An 18,122-nucleotide genomic window follows, 5' to 3' on the forward strand; every position below is an offset into this window, starting at 1 on the left:
GGTACTTTAAAAGAGAAATGATTATCAAACAATTCGGATAAAAATTTGCAGATTTATAAAAAATTAGTATTTTTGCAATCCAAAATGAGATGTAAAATATGTTAATAATTCCAGTTAAAGATGGTGAATCCATCGACAGAGCATTAAAAAAATATAAAAGAAAATTTGATAAAACAGGGACGGTTCGTCAGTTAAGAGCCAGACAACAGTTTATCAAGCCTTCTGTAACGTTAAGACAAGCTAGATTGAAAGCTGCTCACAAACAAAGAGCGCTTAGCAAAGAAGAGCAGGCTTAAGAAATTTTCTTAATTCGCATACGAATTCACTCTTTAAATAGTTATATTTGAAGAGTGAATTTTTGTTTTTATACCTTTAATGATGCTGGACAAATTCTTAGAATATTTAGAACTCGAAAAGAGGTATTCGCCTCATACGATTACAAGTTACAGAAAAGATCTTGAAGACTTCTGCCGTTTTTACCTTAAAACCGAAGCTTCAGAAGATATCTCCAAAGCCGATAAAAAAATCATCCGGAATTTTATTGTTGAATTGAGCGAGAACAGGATAGCCAAAAGAAGCATCAACCGAAAGCTTTCCTCTCTCCGAAGTTTTTATCTTTTTCTTTTAAAAATCGGTGATATTGAAGTTTCTCCTACCGAAAATATTTCTTCATTGAAGTTCTACCCGGAAAAACAAATTCCCATGTCTGAACAGGAAATGCAAAACCTAAGTGATCAGGTGTTTACACATGTTCAGGATCTTCTCGAAAAATGTATTCTGGAAGTACTTTACCAAACCGGTATCCGTAAGTCGGAGCTTTGTGGTATGACTTTTGAAAATGTAAACTTAGACGCCGGCGAAATAAAAATAATCGGGAAAGGAAACAAGCAAAGAGTTATTCCGATTTCCGAAAATCTGGCAGCGGTTTTAAAAAGCTACGTACAAATCCGCAAACCGGCAACAGAATTTAAATCATACTTCTTTGTCAACAGGAAAGGTAAAAAACTCACCGAAAAATTTGTTTATTTGGTGGTTAATAAGTACCTTAGTCTTATAACAACAAAGGAAAAAAGAAGTCCTCACATCCTTCGTCACAGCTTTGCTACACACGTTTTGGATAATGGGGCAGAGATCTCTAAAGTAAAAAAAATATTAGGACATTCCAGCCTTGCAAGTACTCAAGTCTATACGAATGCCAATATCGAACAATTGAAAAAAGTTTTTAATCAGGCTCACCCAAGAGCCTCAAAAAATGACGAATTATGAAGATCACAGTACAATCAATTGGTTTAACTCCACACGAACCACTAGAGTCACACATCGAAAAAAAAGTAAGCAAGCTGGATACGTTCTATGATAAAATCCAGGACTGCAAAGTGTTTTTAAAAGTGGAAAATAACTCGGATAAGGCCAATAAAACGGCCGAGATTATTTTAGCGGTTCCGGGAGACGATATCGTGGTAAAAAAGACAACAACAAGTTTTGAAGAAAGCTTAGACCTGTGCGTTGATGCTGCTAAAAAGCTACTAATCAAGAAAAAGGAAATGGCATAGCAAAAAAAGTCAAAAAAAATTATTAAAAAATTTGAGAATTCAAAAAATCCGTTCTATATTTGCACTCGCAAAAAGGAACAGTGATCTTTTGAATTCTTTTTTATAAAATGCCTCCATAGCTCAGTTGGCCAGAGCACGTGATTTGTAATCTCGGGGTCGTGGGTTCGAATCCCTCTGGAGGCTCATTTAATATAAAATATCTGGGGAGATTCCAGAGTGGCTAAATGGGACTGACTGTAACTCAGTTGCTTCGGCTTCGTAGGTTCGAATCCTGCTCTCCCCACATTTTATATTAGAAAAAAAAGTTGCATGAATAAAGGATTTTCCTTAAGTTTGCACAGCGTTACCAATAATTTTGGAAACAAAATTGCGGAAGTAGCTCAGTTGGTAGAGCGTCAGCCTTCCAAGCTGAATGTCGCGGGTTCGACCCCCGTCTTCCGCTCAGAATATCACACTTATTGTAGGGTGATTTTTTTTTAACTACTGAAATGATGTAGAGTAGCTTTTCTCACAGCTTTCAGTCCATTTGTTAAATGCCTCCATAGCTCAGTTGGCCAGAGCACGTGATTTGTAATCTCGGGGTCGTGGGTTCGAATCCCTCTGGAGGCTCATTTAATATAAAATATCTGGGGAGATTCCAGAGTGGCTAAATGGGACTGACTGTAACTCAGTTGCTTCGGCTTCGTAGGTTCGAATCCTGCTCTCCCCACATTTTATATTAGAAAAAAAAGTTGCATGAATAAAGGATTTTCCTTAAGTTTGCACAGCGTTACCAATAATTTTGGAAACAAAATTGCGGAAGTAGCTCAGTTGGTAGAGCGTCAGCCTTCCAAGCTGAATGTCGCGGGTTCGACCCCCGTCTTCCGCTCTCATAAAATCACGCTTTTAGTGTGATTTTTTTGATTGTTGCCGACTTAGCTCAGCGGTAGAGTGCTTCCTTGGTAAGGAAGAGGTCACGGGTTCAAGTCCCGTAGTTGGCTCAGATTCTAATCCCGATTTTTTCGGGATTTTTTTATTTTCATATTCGAAAATCAGTTAGTGAGGATCAAACACAAACTTGAGAGAAATAGGTAAAGTTCTATTTTATGGAATGACCAGTAAGCACGAACTAAAGCACATGATAGCAGAAATCCAATAATATTTTAATTTTTAACGCTATCGACGCAAGGATTAGCTTATTAAGCATCGCATATACTTTCGTTCGCAAGGGCGTTTCACTCAGCAAATGATAGCATAGCTGTAATATTGGCCAAAAACTTCCATCATCCAGCCGCCTTCTTCCAATCCTACCACCTTAAAATTCAATTAAAATACTTCCCGTAATTTTGAATTCCTTTACGGTCATGAAAATTTTCTTTACATTCGTATAAAATAATTTTTGATGAATATTCTTTTATTGGAAGATGATCTTATTCTTTCTGCGGAACTTTGCAAGTTTTTAGAATCAAATAATTTTACCTGTGATAAAATCTATGACGGCGAAACCTTTCTGCGTCAGATAAAAAACAGTTCTTATGATTTATATCTTCTCGATATCAATGTTCCTAAGATCAATGGGCTCGATGTATGCCAGACGATTCGTTCTTTCGATAAAAATACCCCCATCATTATTATTTCTGCTTACGGAGATCTTTCGGATAAAAAAGACGCTTTTACGAGACTTGCGGATGACTACCTGGTAAAACCTTTCCAGTTCGAAGAATTGTTGTTGCGTATGAATTCTCTTCTGAGAAGGAAATCTCCCTCTGAAAACAGCGATCAGGATATTATAAGGGTGGATGATCTTATTATCAATAAAACAGAACAGAAAGTTTTCCGTGCCGGGAACGAAATTGCACTCACCCTAAAGGAATTTCAGCTGCTGGTTTATCTGGCCGAGGCCCAGGGAAGAACGGTTTCAAAACAGCAGATCACGGAACATGTCTGGGAACATAATTTCAATACCAACACCAATACGGTGGAAGTTTATATCAACTTTTTAAGAAAGAAAATAGATAAAGATTTTAAAATTAAGCTTATTCATACACGTTCCGGATTCGGATATTATTTAAGCCCGCTGTAACATGTCTTTAAAAAGAAAAATCGCCCTCAATCTCAGTATTGCTTTTTCATTACTTTTCGGTATTGTGATGGCTGTGATTTATATATCTTTTAATGATTTCAGGAAAGATGAATTTAAAGAAAGATTCAGGCAGAGGCTCGAATTTACCTCCCACTTTATTGCAAAATCCAAAGACTTCGAAGAGGAAGCGCCCGTTTTTTTTAATGAAAACTCAGACAATATTCTTTTGAATGAAACGATTCTGATTTTCAACGGCAATAAAGAATTAATCTACAGTACGATTAAAGACCGGAATGTTACCTGGGATAATGAGCTGCTAAAAGAGCTCGATGAGAAAAAGGTTATTTACTCTGAAAAAACGGTTCCTGAAATTTATGCTGCCCTCAAAAACATTAATGGACAAAATTATTACATTCTTACCAGTGCTTACGATACCAATGGAAATTCCAAACTGGAGTATCTGAAGTATCTGCTGATTACGGCTTATGTAATGAGCACGTTATTTATCGGTTTTTTCAGTTATTACTTTATGGGGCAGTTCCTGAAACCTCTTGAAGATCTTAATAAAGAGATCTCAGAAGTAACGGCCCACAAACTGACAACAGAAATTCCCGTTCGTGATTCCAATGATGAGATTGATGTTCTTGCGAAATCATTCAATACCATGATCAAAAGACTGGATGATGTATTTCAGTCGCAGAAAGATTTTACGGCAAGTGCCTCTCATGAAATCCGAACACCTATTACCAGAATGGCATTTCAGCTCGAAAATTTAATTAAGTTTGGACAGCATTCTCCGGAAACATTATCTTCACTTCAACAGATTAAAAGAGATGTTTATCAATTATCGGATCTTACCAATTCATTGCTCCTGTTAACGAAGTTCGACAAAGAAAATATCCAGAGCATCTACGAAGAAGTCAGGATCGATGAAGTTATTTTTGAGTCTTTTGAAGCTGTGGAAAAAAGCTATCCGAAACTGAAGATGGATTTTCTGATTTCCGAAAATACCTCCGAAAATGCTTTGCTTATTATAAATGGCGTACAGTCATTACTTGATATTGTTTTTATTAATTTATTCAAAAATGCCGCTATCTATTCTGATGATACTGAGGTGGACGTACTGATTACCGAAACGGATAACAGGCTTATTGTTGATGTTATTTCCCACGGAAATACAATTCCTAAAGAAGAGCAGCCGAAACTTTTTGAAGCGTTCATGAGAGGTAACAATTCTCAGAATACTTCCGGATCAGGTCTTGGACTTCGTATTGTAAAAAGAATTCTGGAATACCACGGTGCTGAAATCATTTATACGGCTCCCGGAGATCTGTTGAATAAATTCAGTGTTATTTTTTATAAGTAATTTTAAGCATCTTAAATCTCTAAAAAATTTACTGCATTGTCACCCTGAGCGCGAAGTAGCCAAAAGACATTCGTTAAATTTACCACGGATTGCAAGGATTTTCACAGAAGAATTTTCATAATTTTTAGATACATTAGAAAAATCAAAGATTTTTAAAACTTATGTGTTCTAAAATATGCGCAAACTTTATCCTTAAACCTAATGTGACTTATGTGTTTAAATGTTTTGTGACTTTGCGGTTAACTTCCATTTACACTGATTTATAATGCATTTAAATTAGTCCATAAGCCCATTTTAATTTTTTTTTAAGCATTCTTTAAGAGCATTTTAATACCATAAAAGCAACTTTGTATCATAAAATAAAAAAATGAACAGAATTGCAGGGCTGTTGATTGTTGCTTCCTCACTGGTGGCGGCACAACAGCAAATGTCACTTTCGGATTGCGAAGAAGCTTTTCAGAAAAACAATCTACAACTGCTCGCCGAACAGTACAACATCAACATGGCTGATGCAGATATTTTGCAGGCCAAAATCTGGGAACTTCCGCAATTGAGCGGGCAAATCAATGCCTACAACCCTGAAGATCGCAAAGTTTTTGATGTAGGTCGGGCAAAAGGTGCGGAAATTACCCAGCTTATTTACATGGGTGGAAAAAAGAAGAATGAAATTGCTTTTGCAAAATCAAATAAAGAACTCGCCCAGCTTCAGTTTTCCCAATTGCTTATAGATCTTCGGGTACAGCTTCACACTACTTACTATAATCTTTATTACGAAAGGCTTAAACTTAAAAATACTGAGAAACAACTCGGATACATGAGTGATCTTCTCGCTGCCTATAAGCAACAGTCTGCAAAAGGAAATGTATCGCTTAAGGATGAGGTAAGGCTTCAAAGTGTTGTTATTCAGTTAAGTAACGATAAAATAGCAATCAATAAAAATATTCTTGAATTTGAACAGGATCTTAAAGTTTTAACGGGGATCACCGATGATATCGAACCAAAACTTTCGGATTCGGAAGCACATGATATTCTGGCAGCACAGCCTTTTGGTGACGAAACGGAATTGCAGAAAAAAGCAGTTGAAAATAATGCCGATTATCAGTACAACCTGAAATTAATTGACAACAGTAAGCTGTATGCCCAATGGCAGAAATCCTTAAACGTTCCCGATCTTAATCTAGGAGCTGCATGGGACCAGAACGGTGGAACATTTAAGAATGAAATAAATCTTACAGTAGGTATTCCCCTGCCTTTATGGAAATCAAATAAAGGAAATGTTGAAAAAGCAAATTTTGCCATACAGCAAAACCAGAAGAATGCAGAATTTCAAAAACTTAGCTTAGAAACAAAAGTTCAGGCAGCTTATAAAACCTGGAAAACGCAGTATGACCAACTTTCCCAGATAAAATCTGATGATCTTAATAATATGGAACTGGTTTATAATGGGATGCTGAATAACTTCCGGAAAGGAAACATAAGTCTTATTGAATTTGTAGACTTTATGGACAGCTACAGGGAAACGGCACTTCAGATCTATGATATGAAAAACGGAATCATGCAGTCTGCAGAACAACTCAATCAACTTATACAAACAAAAATCTTCTATTAACATGAAAACATATATCATTCCCATAATTATATCATTATCAGTGCTTTCTTGCTCAAAGAAAGAAGAAACGGCACAGCCGCAGTCAAAAAAAGGCTTTGAACTGAGCAATACCATGCTTCAATCTATTTCTCTCGCAAAAGTTGAAAAAAAATATATTGAGGACGATTTTAATTTTTACGGAAAGATTTCGGCAGATAAAAACAGTTATATCGATGTTTATCCCCTGGTAGGAGGAAATGTTCTGAGTGTAAATGTAGAACTGGGAGATTACGTAAGAAAAGGACAGGTACTGGCAACCATCAGAAGTACAGAAATGGCTGAAGTTCAGAAAGATGTAAGTGATGCGAGAACGGATCTTGTGGTAGCACAGAACAATCTTCGGGTGGCTAAAGAAATGTATGAAGGAAAACTGAATACTGAAAGAGATGTGCTTGAAGCAAAAAGCGAATTGCAGAAAGCCCAGGACCAGATGCAGAGAGCCAATGCCGTAAGTACGGTTTATAATGTTAAAAAAGGAAATATTTACAGTGTCATAGCTCCCATCAGCGGATATATTGTTCAGAAAAACATCAATAAAGATATGCAGCTGAGAAGCGACAGAAGCGAAAATATCTTCGATGTAGCCAATACTACCAACGTCTGGGCCATTATGAATGTCAACGAATCTGATATTGATAAAATCAGTCTTGGTATGAAAGCCCAGGTATCCACGCTGTCTTATCCTGATAAGGTTTTTGACGGGAAAATCGACAAAATTTTTAAGATCATCGATCCGGAAACCAATGCCATGCAGGCCAGGGTGGTACTCGATAACCAAAGCGGATTGCTGATCCCGGAAAGTAAAGCAACCATTAAAGTAACCAGCTCGGAAAATACTACGGCACTTACTGTTCCATCTAAAGCTGTGATTTTTGATGACAACAGAAGTTTTGTGATTATTTATAAATCAAGGACGGATGTAAAGGTGCGTGAAATAAAAGTGCTGAAGCAGGTCGGCGATGTTACGTATGTTTCCGAAGGACTATCTGAAGGAGAGCAGGTGGTTACCAATAATCAGCTGCTGATTTACCGCTCACTGAATAGTTAATTTTTAAACCATTAAGAATTTTAATAATGTATTCAGAAGTGAAGTCTCATTAAGAAATATCTAAAAATATTATAAGCATCGATTTTAAACTCGTTATGAGTCACTTAGTAATTCTTAAGTCCTTAATGGTTCAAAAATGAAAGTTCTTTGTTAAGTGAAACGCCTTCGAACTTAAAAATGTAGAGTTTGTCGGAAAATCTTTGCGCTCTTTGCGTTTAAAATAAATTCAATGACTTTTCAGGTCAAAAAAAATCCATCATGAACAAATTCATTAAAAATATAATTGCTTTTTCATTAAAAAATAAAGCGTTTACCTTTATCTGGGTAGCTGTTCTTGCAGTGGCTGGGTTCATCAGTTTCAAAAATATGCCTATTGAAGCTTTTCCCGATGTCACCAATACCCAGATCGTTATCATTACCCAGTGGAACGGCCGAAGCGCAGAAGAAGTAGAACGTTTTGTAACAACACCCATTGAATTGGCAATGAGTCCGGTTCAGAAAAAAACCAGCGTACGAAGTACTACCATGTTTGGTCTTTCCATTGTCAAAATACTTTTTGATGATGGCGTAGACGATACTTTTGCCAGAAATCAGGTGAATAACCAGTTAAGAACAGTGAGTCTTCCTGATGAGGTGGATCCGGAAGTACAGCCGCCTTATGGTCCCACTGGAGAAATTTTCAGATATACTTTACAGAGTAAAACTAAAGATTCCCGGGAATTGCTGACTTTACAAAACTGGGTGATTGACCGTGCGTTGAGGGGTGTTCCCGGAGTGGCAGACATCAACGTTTTCGGAGGGCAGGATAAAGTTTTTGAATTAAGTACCGATCCAAGGGCTTTGGATAAATATAACCTTACTCCACTCCAGGTGTATGATGCTGTTACCAAAAGCAACCTGAATGTCGGAGGCGATGTTATTGAAAAAAACGGCCAGGCTTACGTCGTTCGGGGGATTGGTTTGGTGAAATCAATTGCAGATATTGGAAATATTACCATACAGAATGACAGCGGAAACCCTGTTTTAGTGAAAAATGTTGCAGAAGTTCATGAAGGTTCAATGCCGAGAGTAGGGCAGGCCGGACTGAATCACCAGGAAGATACCGTGGAAGGAATTGTCGTAATGAGAAAAGGCGAGAATCCCCGTGAGGTTTTAGTAGGGGTAAAAGCTAAAATTAAAGAGCTAAACGAAAAAATACTCCCGAAAGATGTCAAAATGGTAACATTTTACGATCGTGATAATCTGATGGATTTTACAACGGAGACGGTAATGCACAATTTATTGGAAGGTATTATTTTGGTTACAGTAATTGTCTTGATTTTCATGGCCGACTGGCGTACAACTCTGATTGTTTCTATCATCATCCCCTTGTCGTTATTGTTTGCGTTTTTATGTCTGAAAATGGCTGGAATGAGCGCCAATTTATTGTCACTGGGAGCGGTTGACTTCGGAATTATTATCGACGGGGCCGTCGTCATGGTGGAAGGACTCTTTGTAATGCTTGACCACAAGGCACATAAATATGGTGAAGAAAGGTTTAATAAATTAGCAAAAGCCGGCTGGATAAAGCAAACCGGAACAGGCCTCGGTAAAGCAATTTTCTTTTCAAAATTAATTATCATCACTTCTTTGATTCCTATTTTCTCCTTCCAGAAAGTTGAAGGGAAAATGTTTTCACCATTGGCATTTACTTTAGGTTTTGCTTTAATGGGTGCCCTGATTTTTACTTTAACACTGGTTCCGGTACTTTCTCATATTTTGTTAAATAAAAATGTTAAAGAAAAAAACAATCCGTTTGTGAATTTCTGGGACAGAATTGTTTTAAAGGGATTCAATTTTACATTCAGACATAAAAAAATAAGTTTAATGGTTTCTCTGGCATTTTTAGGACTAACCTTATTCTCTGCAAAATTTTTAGGAACGGAATTCTTACCACAACTCAACGAAGGTTCATTATGGATCACTGCAGAAATGCCGATGAGCTCATCTTTAAAAGAATCTTTAAAAACGGCAGATCTTCTCAAGAAAGACATTATGAGCTTCCCGGAAGTAACCGATGTTCTTGCACAAACGGGGAGAAGTAATGACGGAACAGACCCGAATGGTTTCGGTTTCGTGCAGTTTGCCGTCAATCTGGAGCCTAAAGAAGACTGGAAACGGAAAATTACATACGAAGAACTCATTGAAGAAATTGATAAAAAACTCAGAAATTACCAGGGGATTACCTTCAATTATTCCCAGCCGATATCGGATAACGTTGCTGAAGCAGTGGCAGGATTCAAAGCCGAAAACGGAATTAAAATTTATGGAGACAATCTTCAAACCCTCGATATTCTGGCCGAAAAAGTACTAAAACAAGTTAAAGATATTCAGGGAGTAAAAGATGCCGGGATCATTAAAAATATTGGTCAGCCGGAAGTAAGCGTTGTGCTCGACAGGGATAAAATGGCGGCCTACGGAGTAATGCCGGATGATGCACAGTCTGTTCTTGAAATGGCTTTCGGGGGTAAAACGGCTTCTGAAATGTTTGACGGAGAAAGGAAGTTTCCGATTCGTCTGCGATATTCACAGGAGTATAGAAAAGATGAAAATGATATTGCCGCATTAATGGTTCCTACACAGGATGGTACGAAAATTCCGCTAAAAGAAATCAGTACCATTGAAAAGGACAACGGAGCCGCTTTTATTTACAGAGATGATATCAAAAGATATATCGGAATCAAATTCTCTATCCGTGACCGTGACTTGGGAAGTACGATTGCAGATGCACAGCAGGCCGTTTCTAAAATTGATCTGCCGGATGGTTATACAGTAGGGTGGACCGGTCAGTTTGAAAACCAGCAGCGGGCTTCAAAAAGACTGGCGCAGGTTGTTCCTGTAAGTATTCTCGGAATCTTTTTCCTTTTATTTGTGCTTTTCGGAAATATGAAAGATTCTTTATTGGTATTGGCCAACGTGCCTTTTGCGCTGATCGGCGGAATTATAGCACTTCATGTAACGGGAATTAATTTCGGAATTTCAGCTGGTGTAGGAATGATTGCCCTTCTCGGAATCTGTATTCAGAACGGGGTAATCCTGATCACGGAATTTCATCAGAACGTAAGAAACGGATTACATCTTGACAATGCCATTTTACAGGGAGTAAAATCAAGAACCCGTCCTGTGATCATGACCGCTTTAATGGCATCCATTGGATTGATGCCGGCAGCCTTGTCAACGGGTATCGGTTCAGAATCGCAGAAACCTTTGGCGATTGTAATTATCGGAGGATTAATTACGGCTACCGTTCTCACCTTATTAATATTCCCGATCATCTTCTGGATATTCAACAGGACAAAAAAATCCCAGCAGATCTAAATCTTTCATTTATATTCAAAAGTCAGGGCGGAAAACAAAGTTTTCCGCCCTGACTGCTATTGAAATAATTATTATGAGGTTAAAATCCTAATCCCACAGCAAAACCTCTCACTGCATTTGGGAAATCTGCAACAGAGGTTGCGGCACCTGTTGAGGTATTAATGCTGTAAATTTTCGTCGCCGCTCCTACGGTTGCCAGCAAATATGCTTTCTGGCTCATGCTTCCGATATCGAAGCCATTCGCACTGGTAATATTGATTCCTAAAGAACCAGTCTCTACTAATGTTCCGTTGTTAGGCGGATTCTGCTGATACAATTTATCTGTATTGTGATCGATAATGAATAGCGTTGTTGATGTTGCCCCGGCAAAATTATTGGTATAGGCAGCAGCTCCAGCCATTGGAGTCCCAGGATTAAGAGTTCCGTCTACAGCGGTAATTCCTCCTGTAACAGGATCTAAACGAAGATTCTGTCCCGTATTGCTTATGACTCTAATTTTATCAACAGTAGGGTTGAAATCAAATCCGAAATCCGTTCCTGCAAGTAATGTTGGAAAAGGAGAGGCTCCTATAGCCGTTGCAGCTCCTGTTCCTAAATTAATGGTATACAGTCTGCTCGTGCTGCCCAATGCATAAAGTTGTCCGTTAAGCGGTCTGAAGTCGATGCCCAGAATGTTTTCCCCGGTCTGAAGCCCTGTAATTGCTTTAGCAACAGGCATCGGACTATTCGGATTAAAAATCTGGAGATTGTTAGAATTGTCCACCGCGTAAGCAACCGGCTCCGTAGGGATGGCAAGATCAATAATTTGCTGCTGAAGCATCCCTATATTCGTTGCCTTTCCATTATTAAGGTCAATTATATGAAGGTTGTTATTTAAAGCTAATAAAGCTGTGCTGTTGTCATATTTAATATCAAAAGCGGCCTGTCCTGAAAAAGTTGTTCCTAAACTTCCGATTTCCACTAATGCTCCATTATTGGGAGGATCTTGTTTAAATAATTTTCCGGAAGCCATATCAATATCGTACAGAACAGTAGTTGAAGCTCCGGATTTACTGTTGGTATAAGCAATTCCGGTAATTGATGGATTTCCGCCTCCGTTGATATTCAGATCGGTTGCCGCTACTGCTCCGGTTTCCGGATGAAGTCTTAAATTTTGTCCGGTATTACTTACCAAACGGATTCTGTCTACCGTAGGATTAAAATCTATTGAAGCAATACTTCCTGAAATTGCAGGTGAAAAAGCGGTGGTACCAACCATTCTTGCAGACGCACTGGATGTATTGATGATGTACAGCTTGCTTGCATTCGACAGGGCATAAAGCTCTCCCGTAGCAGGACGGAAATCTATGCTCATCAGTTTTTCACCGGAAACCAACCCTGTAACCATTACTTTGGAGACGAAATTTTTAGGATTATTGGCATTAAAAGATACGAGTTCGTTGGTTGATGTAATTCCATATGCCATAAGATCCGGTCCTTGAGCAATCATATCTGATGGCATCGGATCTTCGGTTTCATCACACGAAAATAAAATGACAATGCTGAACAGCACTGTAAATAAATGTAGTAGTTTTCTCATAATATTAATATTTAAGGTTCGTATTTCCATTTACGATAAAATGTGAATGATGGTTTTTATTATATTTAGTTTTTTTTAATTGGATTTATGTGATTAAGAATTAAAGAGATAGTTTATAATTTAATGAAAAGGTTCACAGGGATTTTTTCAATTAAGAAATTTGTGTAAATTTGCAATCTCAATACATTGAAATATAAGGTTTGTACTTCATTGGATTTGAATATTGAAACTTTTTTAAAGAAAAAGGTTTTGGTATTTAAAAATTCATTATATTTGCACACCGAAAATTTGAAAAACAATAAATAAATAATTTTAAATCATGGCAAAGGAAACGTTTAATCGTAACAAACCACACTTGAACATTGGTACTATTGGTCACGTTGACCATGGTAAAACTACTCTTACAGCTGCTATTTCTGCTGTATTAGCTAGCAAAGGTCTTGCTGAGAAAAAAGACTTCTCTGCAATTGACTCTGCTCCAGAAGAAAAAGAAAGAGGTATTACTATCAATACAGCTCACATCGAATACGAAACTGAAAAAAGACACTATGCTCACGTTGACTGTCCAGGTCACGCGGATTACGTAAAGAACATGGTAACAGGTGCTGCTCAGATGGATGGAGCTATCGTGGTATGTGCTGCGACTGACGGACCAATGCCTCAAACAAGAGAACACATTCTACTTTGCCGTCAGGTAAACGTACCAAGAATCGTTGTTTTCATGAATAAAGTTGACATGGTGGATGATGCTGAGTTATTAGAGCTTGTTGAAATGGAGCTTAGAGACTTATTATCTACTTATGAATTTGATGGAGATAACTCTCCTGTAATCCAAGGTTCTGCTCTTGGTGCACTTACTGCTGCTACTGAAGGTAACTCTGACGATAAGTGGTTTAAGTCTGTTGAGCAATTAATGGATGCTGTTGATGAGTGGATCGAAGAGCCAATCAGAGATACTGATAAGCCATTCTTGATGCCAATCGAAGATGTATTCTCTATTACAGGTAGAGGTACTGTAGCAACTGGTAGAATCGAAGCTGGTATCATCAACACTGGTGATCCTGTAGATATCGTAGGGATGGGTGATGAAAAATTAACTTCTACAATTACAGGGGTTGAGATGTTCAGAAAAATCCTAGACAGAGGTGAAGCTGGTGATAACGTAGGTCTATTGTTGAGAGGTATTGAAAAAACTGACATCAAGAGAGGTATGGTAATCGCTAAGAAAGATTCTGTGAAGCCACACAAAAAATTCAAAGCATCTGTTTATATTCTTTCTAAAGAAGAAGGTGGACGTCACACTCCATTTCACAACAAATACCGTCCTCAGTTCTACGTAAGAACTACTGACGTTACAGGTGAGATCTTCTTACCAGAAGGTGTAGAAATGGTAATGCCTGGTGATAACTTAGAGATCACTGTAGAATTGTTACAACCAATCGCTCTTAACGAGGGTCTTAGATTCGCGATCAGAGAAGGAGGTAGAACAGTTGGTTCAGGTCAGGTTACTGAAATCTTAGACTAATCATCTATTACAATATAAAAGCTTCCGTAAGGAACTTCTTTACGGAAGCTTTTTAACTACGGGCATCGTCCAATGGTAGGATACCGGTCTCCAAAACCGTTGATCAGGGTTCGAATCCTTGTGCCCGTGCAAATAACAATTATGAGTTCATTAATCAATTTTTTAAAAGGTTCTTATAACGAATTCAGACATAAAGTTGAATGGCCAAAATGGTCTGACCTGCAGTCTTCTACAATTGTAGTGACCGTAGCGACAGTGATCTTGGCTCTATTTACCTTTGGTGTTGACGAGTTGTTTTCTAAAGCAATCAGCAACATAATAGGAATGCTTATCAACTTGTTCAATTAATAATAAAAGTATTTTCCCATAATGAGCGAATTGAAATGGTATGTGCTGAAAGCAATCAGCGGACAGGAAAATAAAGTGAAAAACTACATTGAGACGGAAATCAAACGTTTAGGGTTTGAGCAGTACGTTACTCAGGTAGTTATTCCTATGGAAAAGGTTATTCAGATCAGAAACGGTAAAAAAGTTCCTAAAGAAAGACCTTACTATCCTGGGTACCTGATGATTGAAGCTGATTTGATGGGAGAAATTCCTCACGTTATTAAGAACATTCCAGGAGTTATTTCTTTCTTAAGCTTAACAAAAGGAGGGGATCCTGTTCCGATGAGAAAATCTGAAGTGAACAGAATGCTGGGAAGAATGGATGAGCTTTCTGAATTTGCAAGCGATGTTGAAATCCCATATGTAGTGGGTGAAAACGTTAAAGTAATTGACGGACCATTCAACGGATTCAACGGAACTGTAGAGAAAATTCTTGAAGATAAAAAGAAAATTGAAGTTTCGGTTCTGATCTTTGGTAGAAAAACCCCAATGGAACTCAGCTACGTACAGGTAGAAAAAGTATAAAACATACTTAAAGATATTTTAAAATCCACTTATCAAAACGGTAAGTGGATTTTTATTTTAAATATTTACTAAAAATAATAATATCAATTTGCTATTTCAAAAATATTTTATAATTTTGCAGTCCGAAAAGTAGGCATACTTAATGTGAGAATGGGTAACCTACTGAATAATAATGCTTCCAAACTCATTAATTATTCAAATTTAAAAAACAAACAATGGCTAAAAAAGTCTTTAAAATGGTAAAGCTTCAGGTGAAAGGTGGCGCAGCTAACCCTTCTCCACCAGTAGGTCCAGCTTTGGGTTCTGCAGGTGTGAACATCATGGAGTTTTGTAAGCAATTTAACGGAAGAACTCAAGATAAGCCGGGACAAGTTTTACCTGTAGTAATTACAGTATACGAAGACAAATCTTTTGAATTCGTAATTAAAACTCCTCCTGCAGCAATCCAGTTAATGGATGCGGCTAAGATCAAGGGTGGTTCCGGAGAACCAAACAGAAACAAAGTGGGTTCTGTATCTTGGGATCAAGTGAAGAAAATCGCTGAAGATAAAATGACTGACCTTAACTGCTTTACAATGGATTCTGCAGTTTCTATGGTTGCAGGTACTGCTAGATCTATGGGATTAAGAGTAACAGGAACTAAACCAACTTTTAACGCTTAATACTTAAAGAAATGGCAAAATTAACTAAAAAGCAAAAGGAAGCTTTAAGCAAAGTAGAAAAAGGAAGAATCTATAACCTTGAAGAAGGTGCAGCTCTTGTAAAAGAAGTAAACACTGCAAAGTTTGATGCTTCTGTAGATATCGCTGTAAGATTAGGGGTAGATCCAAGAAAAGCAAACCAAATGGTGAGAGGTGTTGTATCTCTTCCTCACGGTACTGGTAAAGATGTTAAAGTGTTGGCTTTAGTAACTCCGGATAAAGAAGCAGAAGCTAAAGAAGCAGGAGCTGACTATGTAGGTCTTGATGAATATTTACAAAAAATCAAAGAAGGTTGGACAGATGTTGACGTTATCGTTACAATGCCGGCTGTAATGGGTAAATTAGGACCATTAGGTAGAGTATTAGGACCAAGAGGTTTAATGCCGAACCCAAAATCAGGAACTGTAACCATGGAAATTGGTAAGGCAGTAACTGAAGTAAAAGCAGGTAAAATTGACTTTAAAGTAGACAAATACGGAATTATCCACGCTGGTATTGGTAAAGTATCTTTTGATGCTGCTAAAATCAAGGAAAATGCTCAGGAATTGATCTCTACTTTGATCAAAATGAAGCCAACTGCTGCTAAAGGTACTTATGTGAAGTCTATCTATTTATCTTCTACAATGAGTCCTGGTATTGCAATCGATACTAAAGCTATTAACTAATACTAAATCCTAAGACAATGACAAAAGACCAAAAAGTTGTAGCGATACAAGAGATCAAAGATTTGCTTCAGGATGCTAAAGTAGTATATGTAGCTGATCTGGACGGTTTGAACGCGGCTAAATCTTCTGAATTCAGAAGACAGGCTTTCAAGCAAAATATCAAAGTGAAAGTGGTGAAAAATACACTTTTGCAAAAAGCAATGGAGCAGATTGATGGAGTAGATTTCTCTGAAATGTTCGAAACTTTCAAAGGAAACTCTGCATTAATGATTGCTGAAACAGCTAACGCTCCTGCAAAATTAATCAAAGACTTCAGAAAGAAAGAAGAAAAACCTGCATTGAAATCAGCTTTCGTACAGGAAACTTTCTACCTTGGTGACAACAACCTTGATGCCTTAGTTAGTATCAAGTCTAGAGAAGAAATGATCGGTGAAATCATCGGATTACTTCAGTCTCCAATCCAGAGAGTTGTTTCTGCTCTTCAAAACAAATCTGAAGGTACAGAAGCTCAAGCTGAAGAAGCTGCACCTGCAGTTGAAGAAGCTCCGGCTGCTGAAACTCCAGAAACTCCAGCTGCCGAAGGTGAGGCTCCAGCTGCTGAATAATTACACTCAAAAAATTAAATAAATAATCAACAAAAACATTACAACAATGTCAGATTTAAAAAATTTAGCTGAAACGCTAGTAAACTTAACAGTAAAAGACGTAAACGAATTAGCTGCTATCCTTAAGGATGAGTACGGAATTGAGCCAGCTGCTGCTGCAGTTGTAGTTGCAGGTGGAGGTGCTGCTGAAGCTGCTGAAGAAAAAACTGAATTCGACGTAATTCTTAAGTCTGCAGGTGCTTCTAAATTAGCGATCGTTAAATTGGTAAAAGATTTAACTGGTGCTGGTCTTAAAGAAGCTAAAGATATCGTAGATGGTGCTCCTGCTCCAATCAAAACAGGTATCTCTAAAGACGAAGCTGAAGCGCTTAAGAAGCAATTAGAAGAAGCTGGTGCTGAAGTAGAAGTGAAGTAATTCAATTTCTCTATAGATATAAAGCCTGGACATTGTCCGGGCTTTTTTTGTTGAGGAGCTTAATCCCGCTATCCGCACTCGCTATTTTTCTTTGTTTCGGCCCGGCGGCAAAGCCGCCGAGCCAAAACAAAGAAAAATGAGCTCAAACAATTGCTTCTATCGGGGCTAGTGCTATTTGTGCAATGGTTGAGATTTTAGCCTTTACACAAATAAATCCTTATGATCACTAAAGAAACCCTGTTAGCTCCTCCGATAGGAATGTCAAAATTCAAAGAATTTTTTTTATGGAGTGTAAGAATTTCACATTAGCAAATACTCAACTCATTAAAACTAAATTATTTAATAAAAATTGTAAATGTGGATAAGTTTTTGTAAATTTGCATTCTCTTTTGGCGCGAAAATTTGTTTATAAATCAATAATATACTGTGAATCAACTCTTTCATATTATGAAAGGGCTTTGTTGTATATAGATATTATGGCTTTCCGCTTCAAAAGTAAAAAATATTTTGCATTACGCTGTGAAAAGATATACCAGTGTTGCAGTTAGGATCAGATCTTAAGAATGTAAAAGAGCAAAGACAATTTCTAATAGCGCCAACATTTGAAGTCTTTATCTTTTCATAATTCTCTTTTTCAGCTCCTGATATTTTTTAATAAATCAAAATATTTTTTAACCCTTTCTTAA

The 18,122-nt window shown here is 37.6% G+C and carries 16 protein-coding genes and 8 tRNA genes; 23 read left to right on the forward strand and 1 reads right to left on the reverse strand.

Annotated elements, in window-relative coordinates; all coding sequences use genetic code 11:
• Positions 1–98: 98 nt before the first annotated feature.
• The 15 genes from rpsU to ODE14_RS16755 all read left to right on the forward strand — a co-directional run bounded on the left by rpsU (position 99) and on the right by ODE14_RS16755 (position 11,034).
• Positions 99–296, forward strand: coding sequence for a 30S ribosomal protein S21 (gene rpsU, locus ODE14_RS16685; RefSeq protein WP_007846872.1), 198 nt, complete (start codon positions 99–101; stop codon positions 294–296).
• Between the two features lie 82 nt (positions 297–378).
• Positions 379–1,266 carry a tyrosine-type recombinase/integrase gene (locus tag ODE14_RS16690; protein ID WP_263603850.1) on the forward strand — a complete coding sequence of 296 codons (888 nt, stop codon included), beginning with the start codon at positions 379–381 and terminating at the stop codon, positions 1,264–1,266.
• A complete protein-coding gene (locus ODE14_RS16695) occupies positions 1,263–1,553 on the forward strand; it encodes an HPF/RaiA family ribosome-associated protein (protein WP_248388446.1) in 291 nt (96 codons plus the stop codon). The genes ODE14_RS16690 and ODE14_RS16695 overlap by 4 nt, the downstream gene beginning before the upstream one ends.
• 109 nt (positions 1,554–1,662) lie before the next feature.
• Positions 1,663–1,736: transfer RNA gene (locus tag ODE14_RS16700), tRNA-Thr, on the forward strand.
• A 19-nt stretch (positions 1,737–1,755) separates the two neighbouring features.
• Positions 1,756–1,836, forward strand: a tRNA-Tyr gene (locus ODE14_RS16705).
• An 86-nt stretch (positions 1,837–1,922) separates the two neighbouring features.
• Positions 1,923–1,995, forward strand: a tRNA-Gly gene (locus ODE14_RS16710).
• A 93-nt stretch (positions 1,996–2,088) separates the two neighbouring features.
• Positions 2,089–2,162: transfer RNA gene (locus tag ODE14_RS16715), tRNA-Thr, on the forward strand.
• Between the two features lie 19 nt (positions 2,163–2,181).
• A tRNA-Tyr gene (locus tag ODE14_RS16720) sits at positions 2,182–2,262 on the forward strand.
• Between the two features lie 86 nt (positions 2,263–2,348).
• A tRNA-Gly gene (locus tag ODE14_RS16725) sits at positions 2,349–2,421 on the forward strand.
• Between the two features lie 40 nt (positions 2,422–2,461).
• Positions 2,462–2,533 (forward strand) — tRNA-Thr (locus tag ODE14_RS16730).
• A 401-nt stretch (positions 2,534–2,934) separates the two neighbouring features.
• Positions 2,935–3,615, forward strand: coding sequence for a response regulator transcription factor (locus ODE14_RS16735; RefSeq protein ID WP_072883523.1), 681 nt, complete (start codon positions 2,935–2,937; stop codon positions 3,613–3,615).
• 1 nt (position 3,616) lies between these two features.
• A complete protein-coding gene (locus ODE14_RS16740) occupies positions 3,617–4,981 on the forward strand; it encodes a HAMP domain-containing histidine kinase (protein ID WP_263602235.1) in 1,365 nt (454 codons plus the stop codon).
• Between the two features lie 367 nt (positions 4,982–5,348).
• The gene (locus ODE14_RS16745) at positions 5,349–6,590 is read left to right on the forward strand and encodes a TolC family protein (protein WP_248388441.1); all 1,242 of its coding nucleotides are present in this window, start codon (positions 5,349–5,351) and stop codon (positions 6,588–6,590) included.
• A 1-nt stretch (position 6,591) separates the two neighbouring features.
• Positions 6,592–7,677, forward strand: a complete 1,086-nt coding sequence (locus ODE14_RS16750) for an efflux RND transporter periplasmic adaptor subunit (protein WP_263602236.1) — start codon at positions 6,592–6,594, stop codon at positions 7,675–7,677.
• Between the two features lie 258 nt (positions 7,678–7,935).
• Positions 7,936–11,034, forward strand: coding sequence for an efflux RND transporter permease subunit (locus ODE14_RS16755; RefSeq protein ID WP_263602237.1), 3,099 nt, complete (start codon positions 7,936–7,938; stop codon positions 11,032–11,034).
• Between the two features lie 79 nt (positions 11,035–11,113).
• Here ODE14_RS16755 and ODE14_RS16760 read toward each other — a convergent pair whose 3' ends face one another.
• Complete coding sequence (locus ODE14_RS16760; RefSeq protein ID WP_263602238.1) at positions 11,114–12,613, reverse strand: DUF4394 domain-containing protein; 1,500 nt, start codon at positions 12,611–12,613, stop codon at positions 11,114–11,116.
• Positions 12,614–12,932: 319 nt separating this feature from the next.
• Here ODE14_RS16760 and tuf point away from each other — a divergent pair, with 319 nt between their 5' ends.
• From tuf to rplL, 8 genes are all read left to right on the forward strand, one after another.
• On the forward strand, positions 12,933–14,138 hold the full coding sequence (gene tuf, locus ODE14_RS16765) for an elongation factor Tu (protein WP_042721320.1): 1,206 nt from the start codon (positions 12,933–12,935) through the stop codon (positions 14,136–14,138).
• 58 nt (positions 14,139–14,196) lie between these two features.
• A tRNA-Trp gene (locus ODE14_RS16770) sits at positions 14,197–14,267 on the forward strand.
• Between the two features lie 12 nt (positions 14,268–14,279).
• Positions 14,280–14,486 (forward strand): preprotein translocase subunit SecE, encoded by a 207-nt coding sequence (secE, locus tag ODE14_RS16775; RefSeq protein WP_072883529.1) that lies wholly within the window; start codon positions 14,280–14,282, stop codon positions 14,484–14,486.
• Between the two features lie 21 nt (positions 14,487–14,507).
• Positions 14,508–15,050, forward strand: a complete 543-nt coding sequence (gene nusG / locus ODE14_RS16780) for a transcription termination/antitermination protein NusG (protein ID WP_072883530.1) — start codon at positions 14,508–14,510, stop codon at positions 15,048–15,050.
• Positions 15,051–15,265: 215 nt separating this feature from the next.
• Complete coding sequence (rplK, locus tag ODE14_RS16785) at positions 15,266–15,712, forward strand: 50S ribosomal protein L11 (protein WP_034702033.1); 447 nt, start codon at positions 15,266–15,268, stop codon at positions 15,710–15,712.
• 11 nt (positions 15,713–15,723) lie between these two features.
• Positions 15,724–16,416: a 50S ribosomal protein L1 gene (rplA, locus tag ODE14_RS16790; RefSeq protein WP_072883535.1), complete on the forward strand. Its 693-nt coding sequence runs from the start codon at positions 15,724–15,726 to the stop codon at positions 16,414–16,416.
• A 17-nt stretch (positions 16,417–16,433) separates the two neighbouring features.
• Positions 16,434–17,021: a 50S ribosomal protein L10 gene (rplJ, locus tag ODE14_RS16795; protein ID WP_263602239.1), complete on the forward strand. Its 588-nt coding sequence runs from the start codon at positions 16,434–16,436 to the stop codon at positions 17,019–17,021.
• Positions 17,022–17,067: 46 nt separating this feature from the next.
• The gene (gene rplL / locus ODE14_RS16800) at positions 17,068–17,436 is read left to right on the forward strand and encodes a 50S ribosomal protein L7/L12 (RefSeq protein ID WP_248388426.1); all 369 of its coding nucleotides are present in this window, start codon (positions 17,068–17,070) and stop codon (positions 17,434–17,436) included.
• The last annotated feature ends 686 nt before the right edge of the window (positions 17,437–18,122 follow it).

Origin of the sequence: Chryseobacterium sp. PET-29 (genome assembly GCF_025736815.1) — a bacterium.
Taxonomy (GTDB): domain Bacteria; phylum Bacteroidota; class Bacteroidia; order Flavobacteriales; family Weeksellaceae; genus Chryseobacterium; species Chryseobacterium nepalense.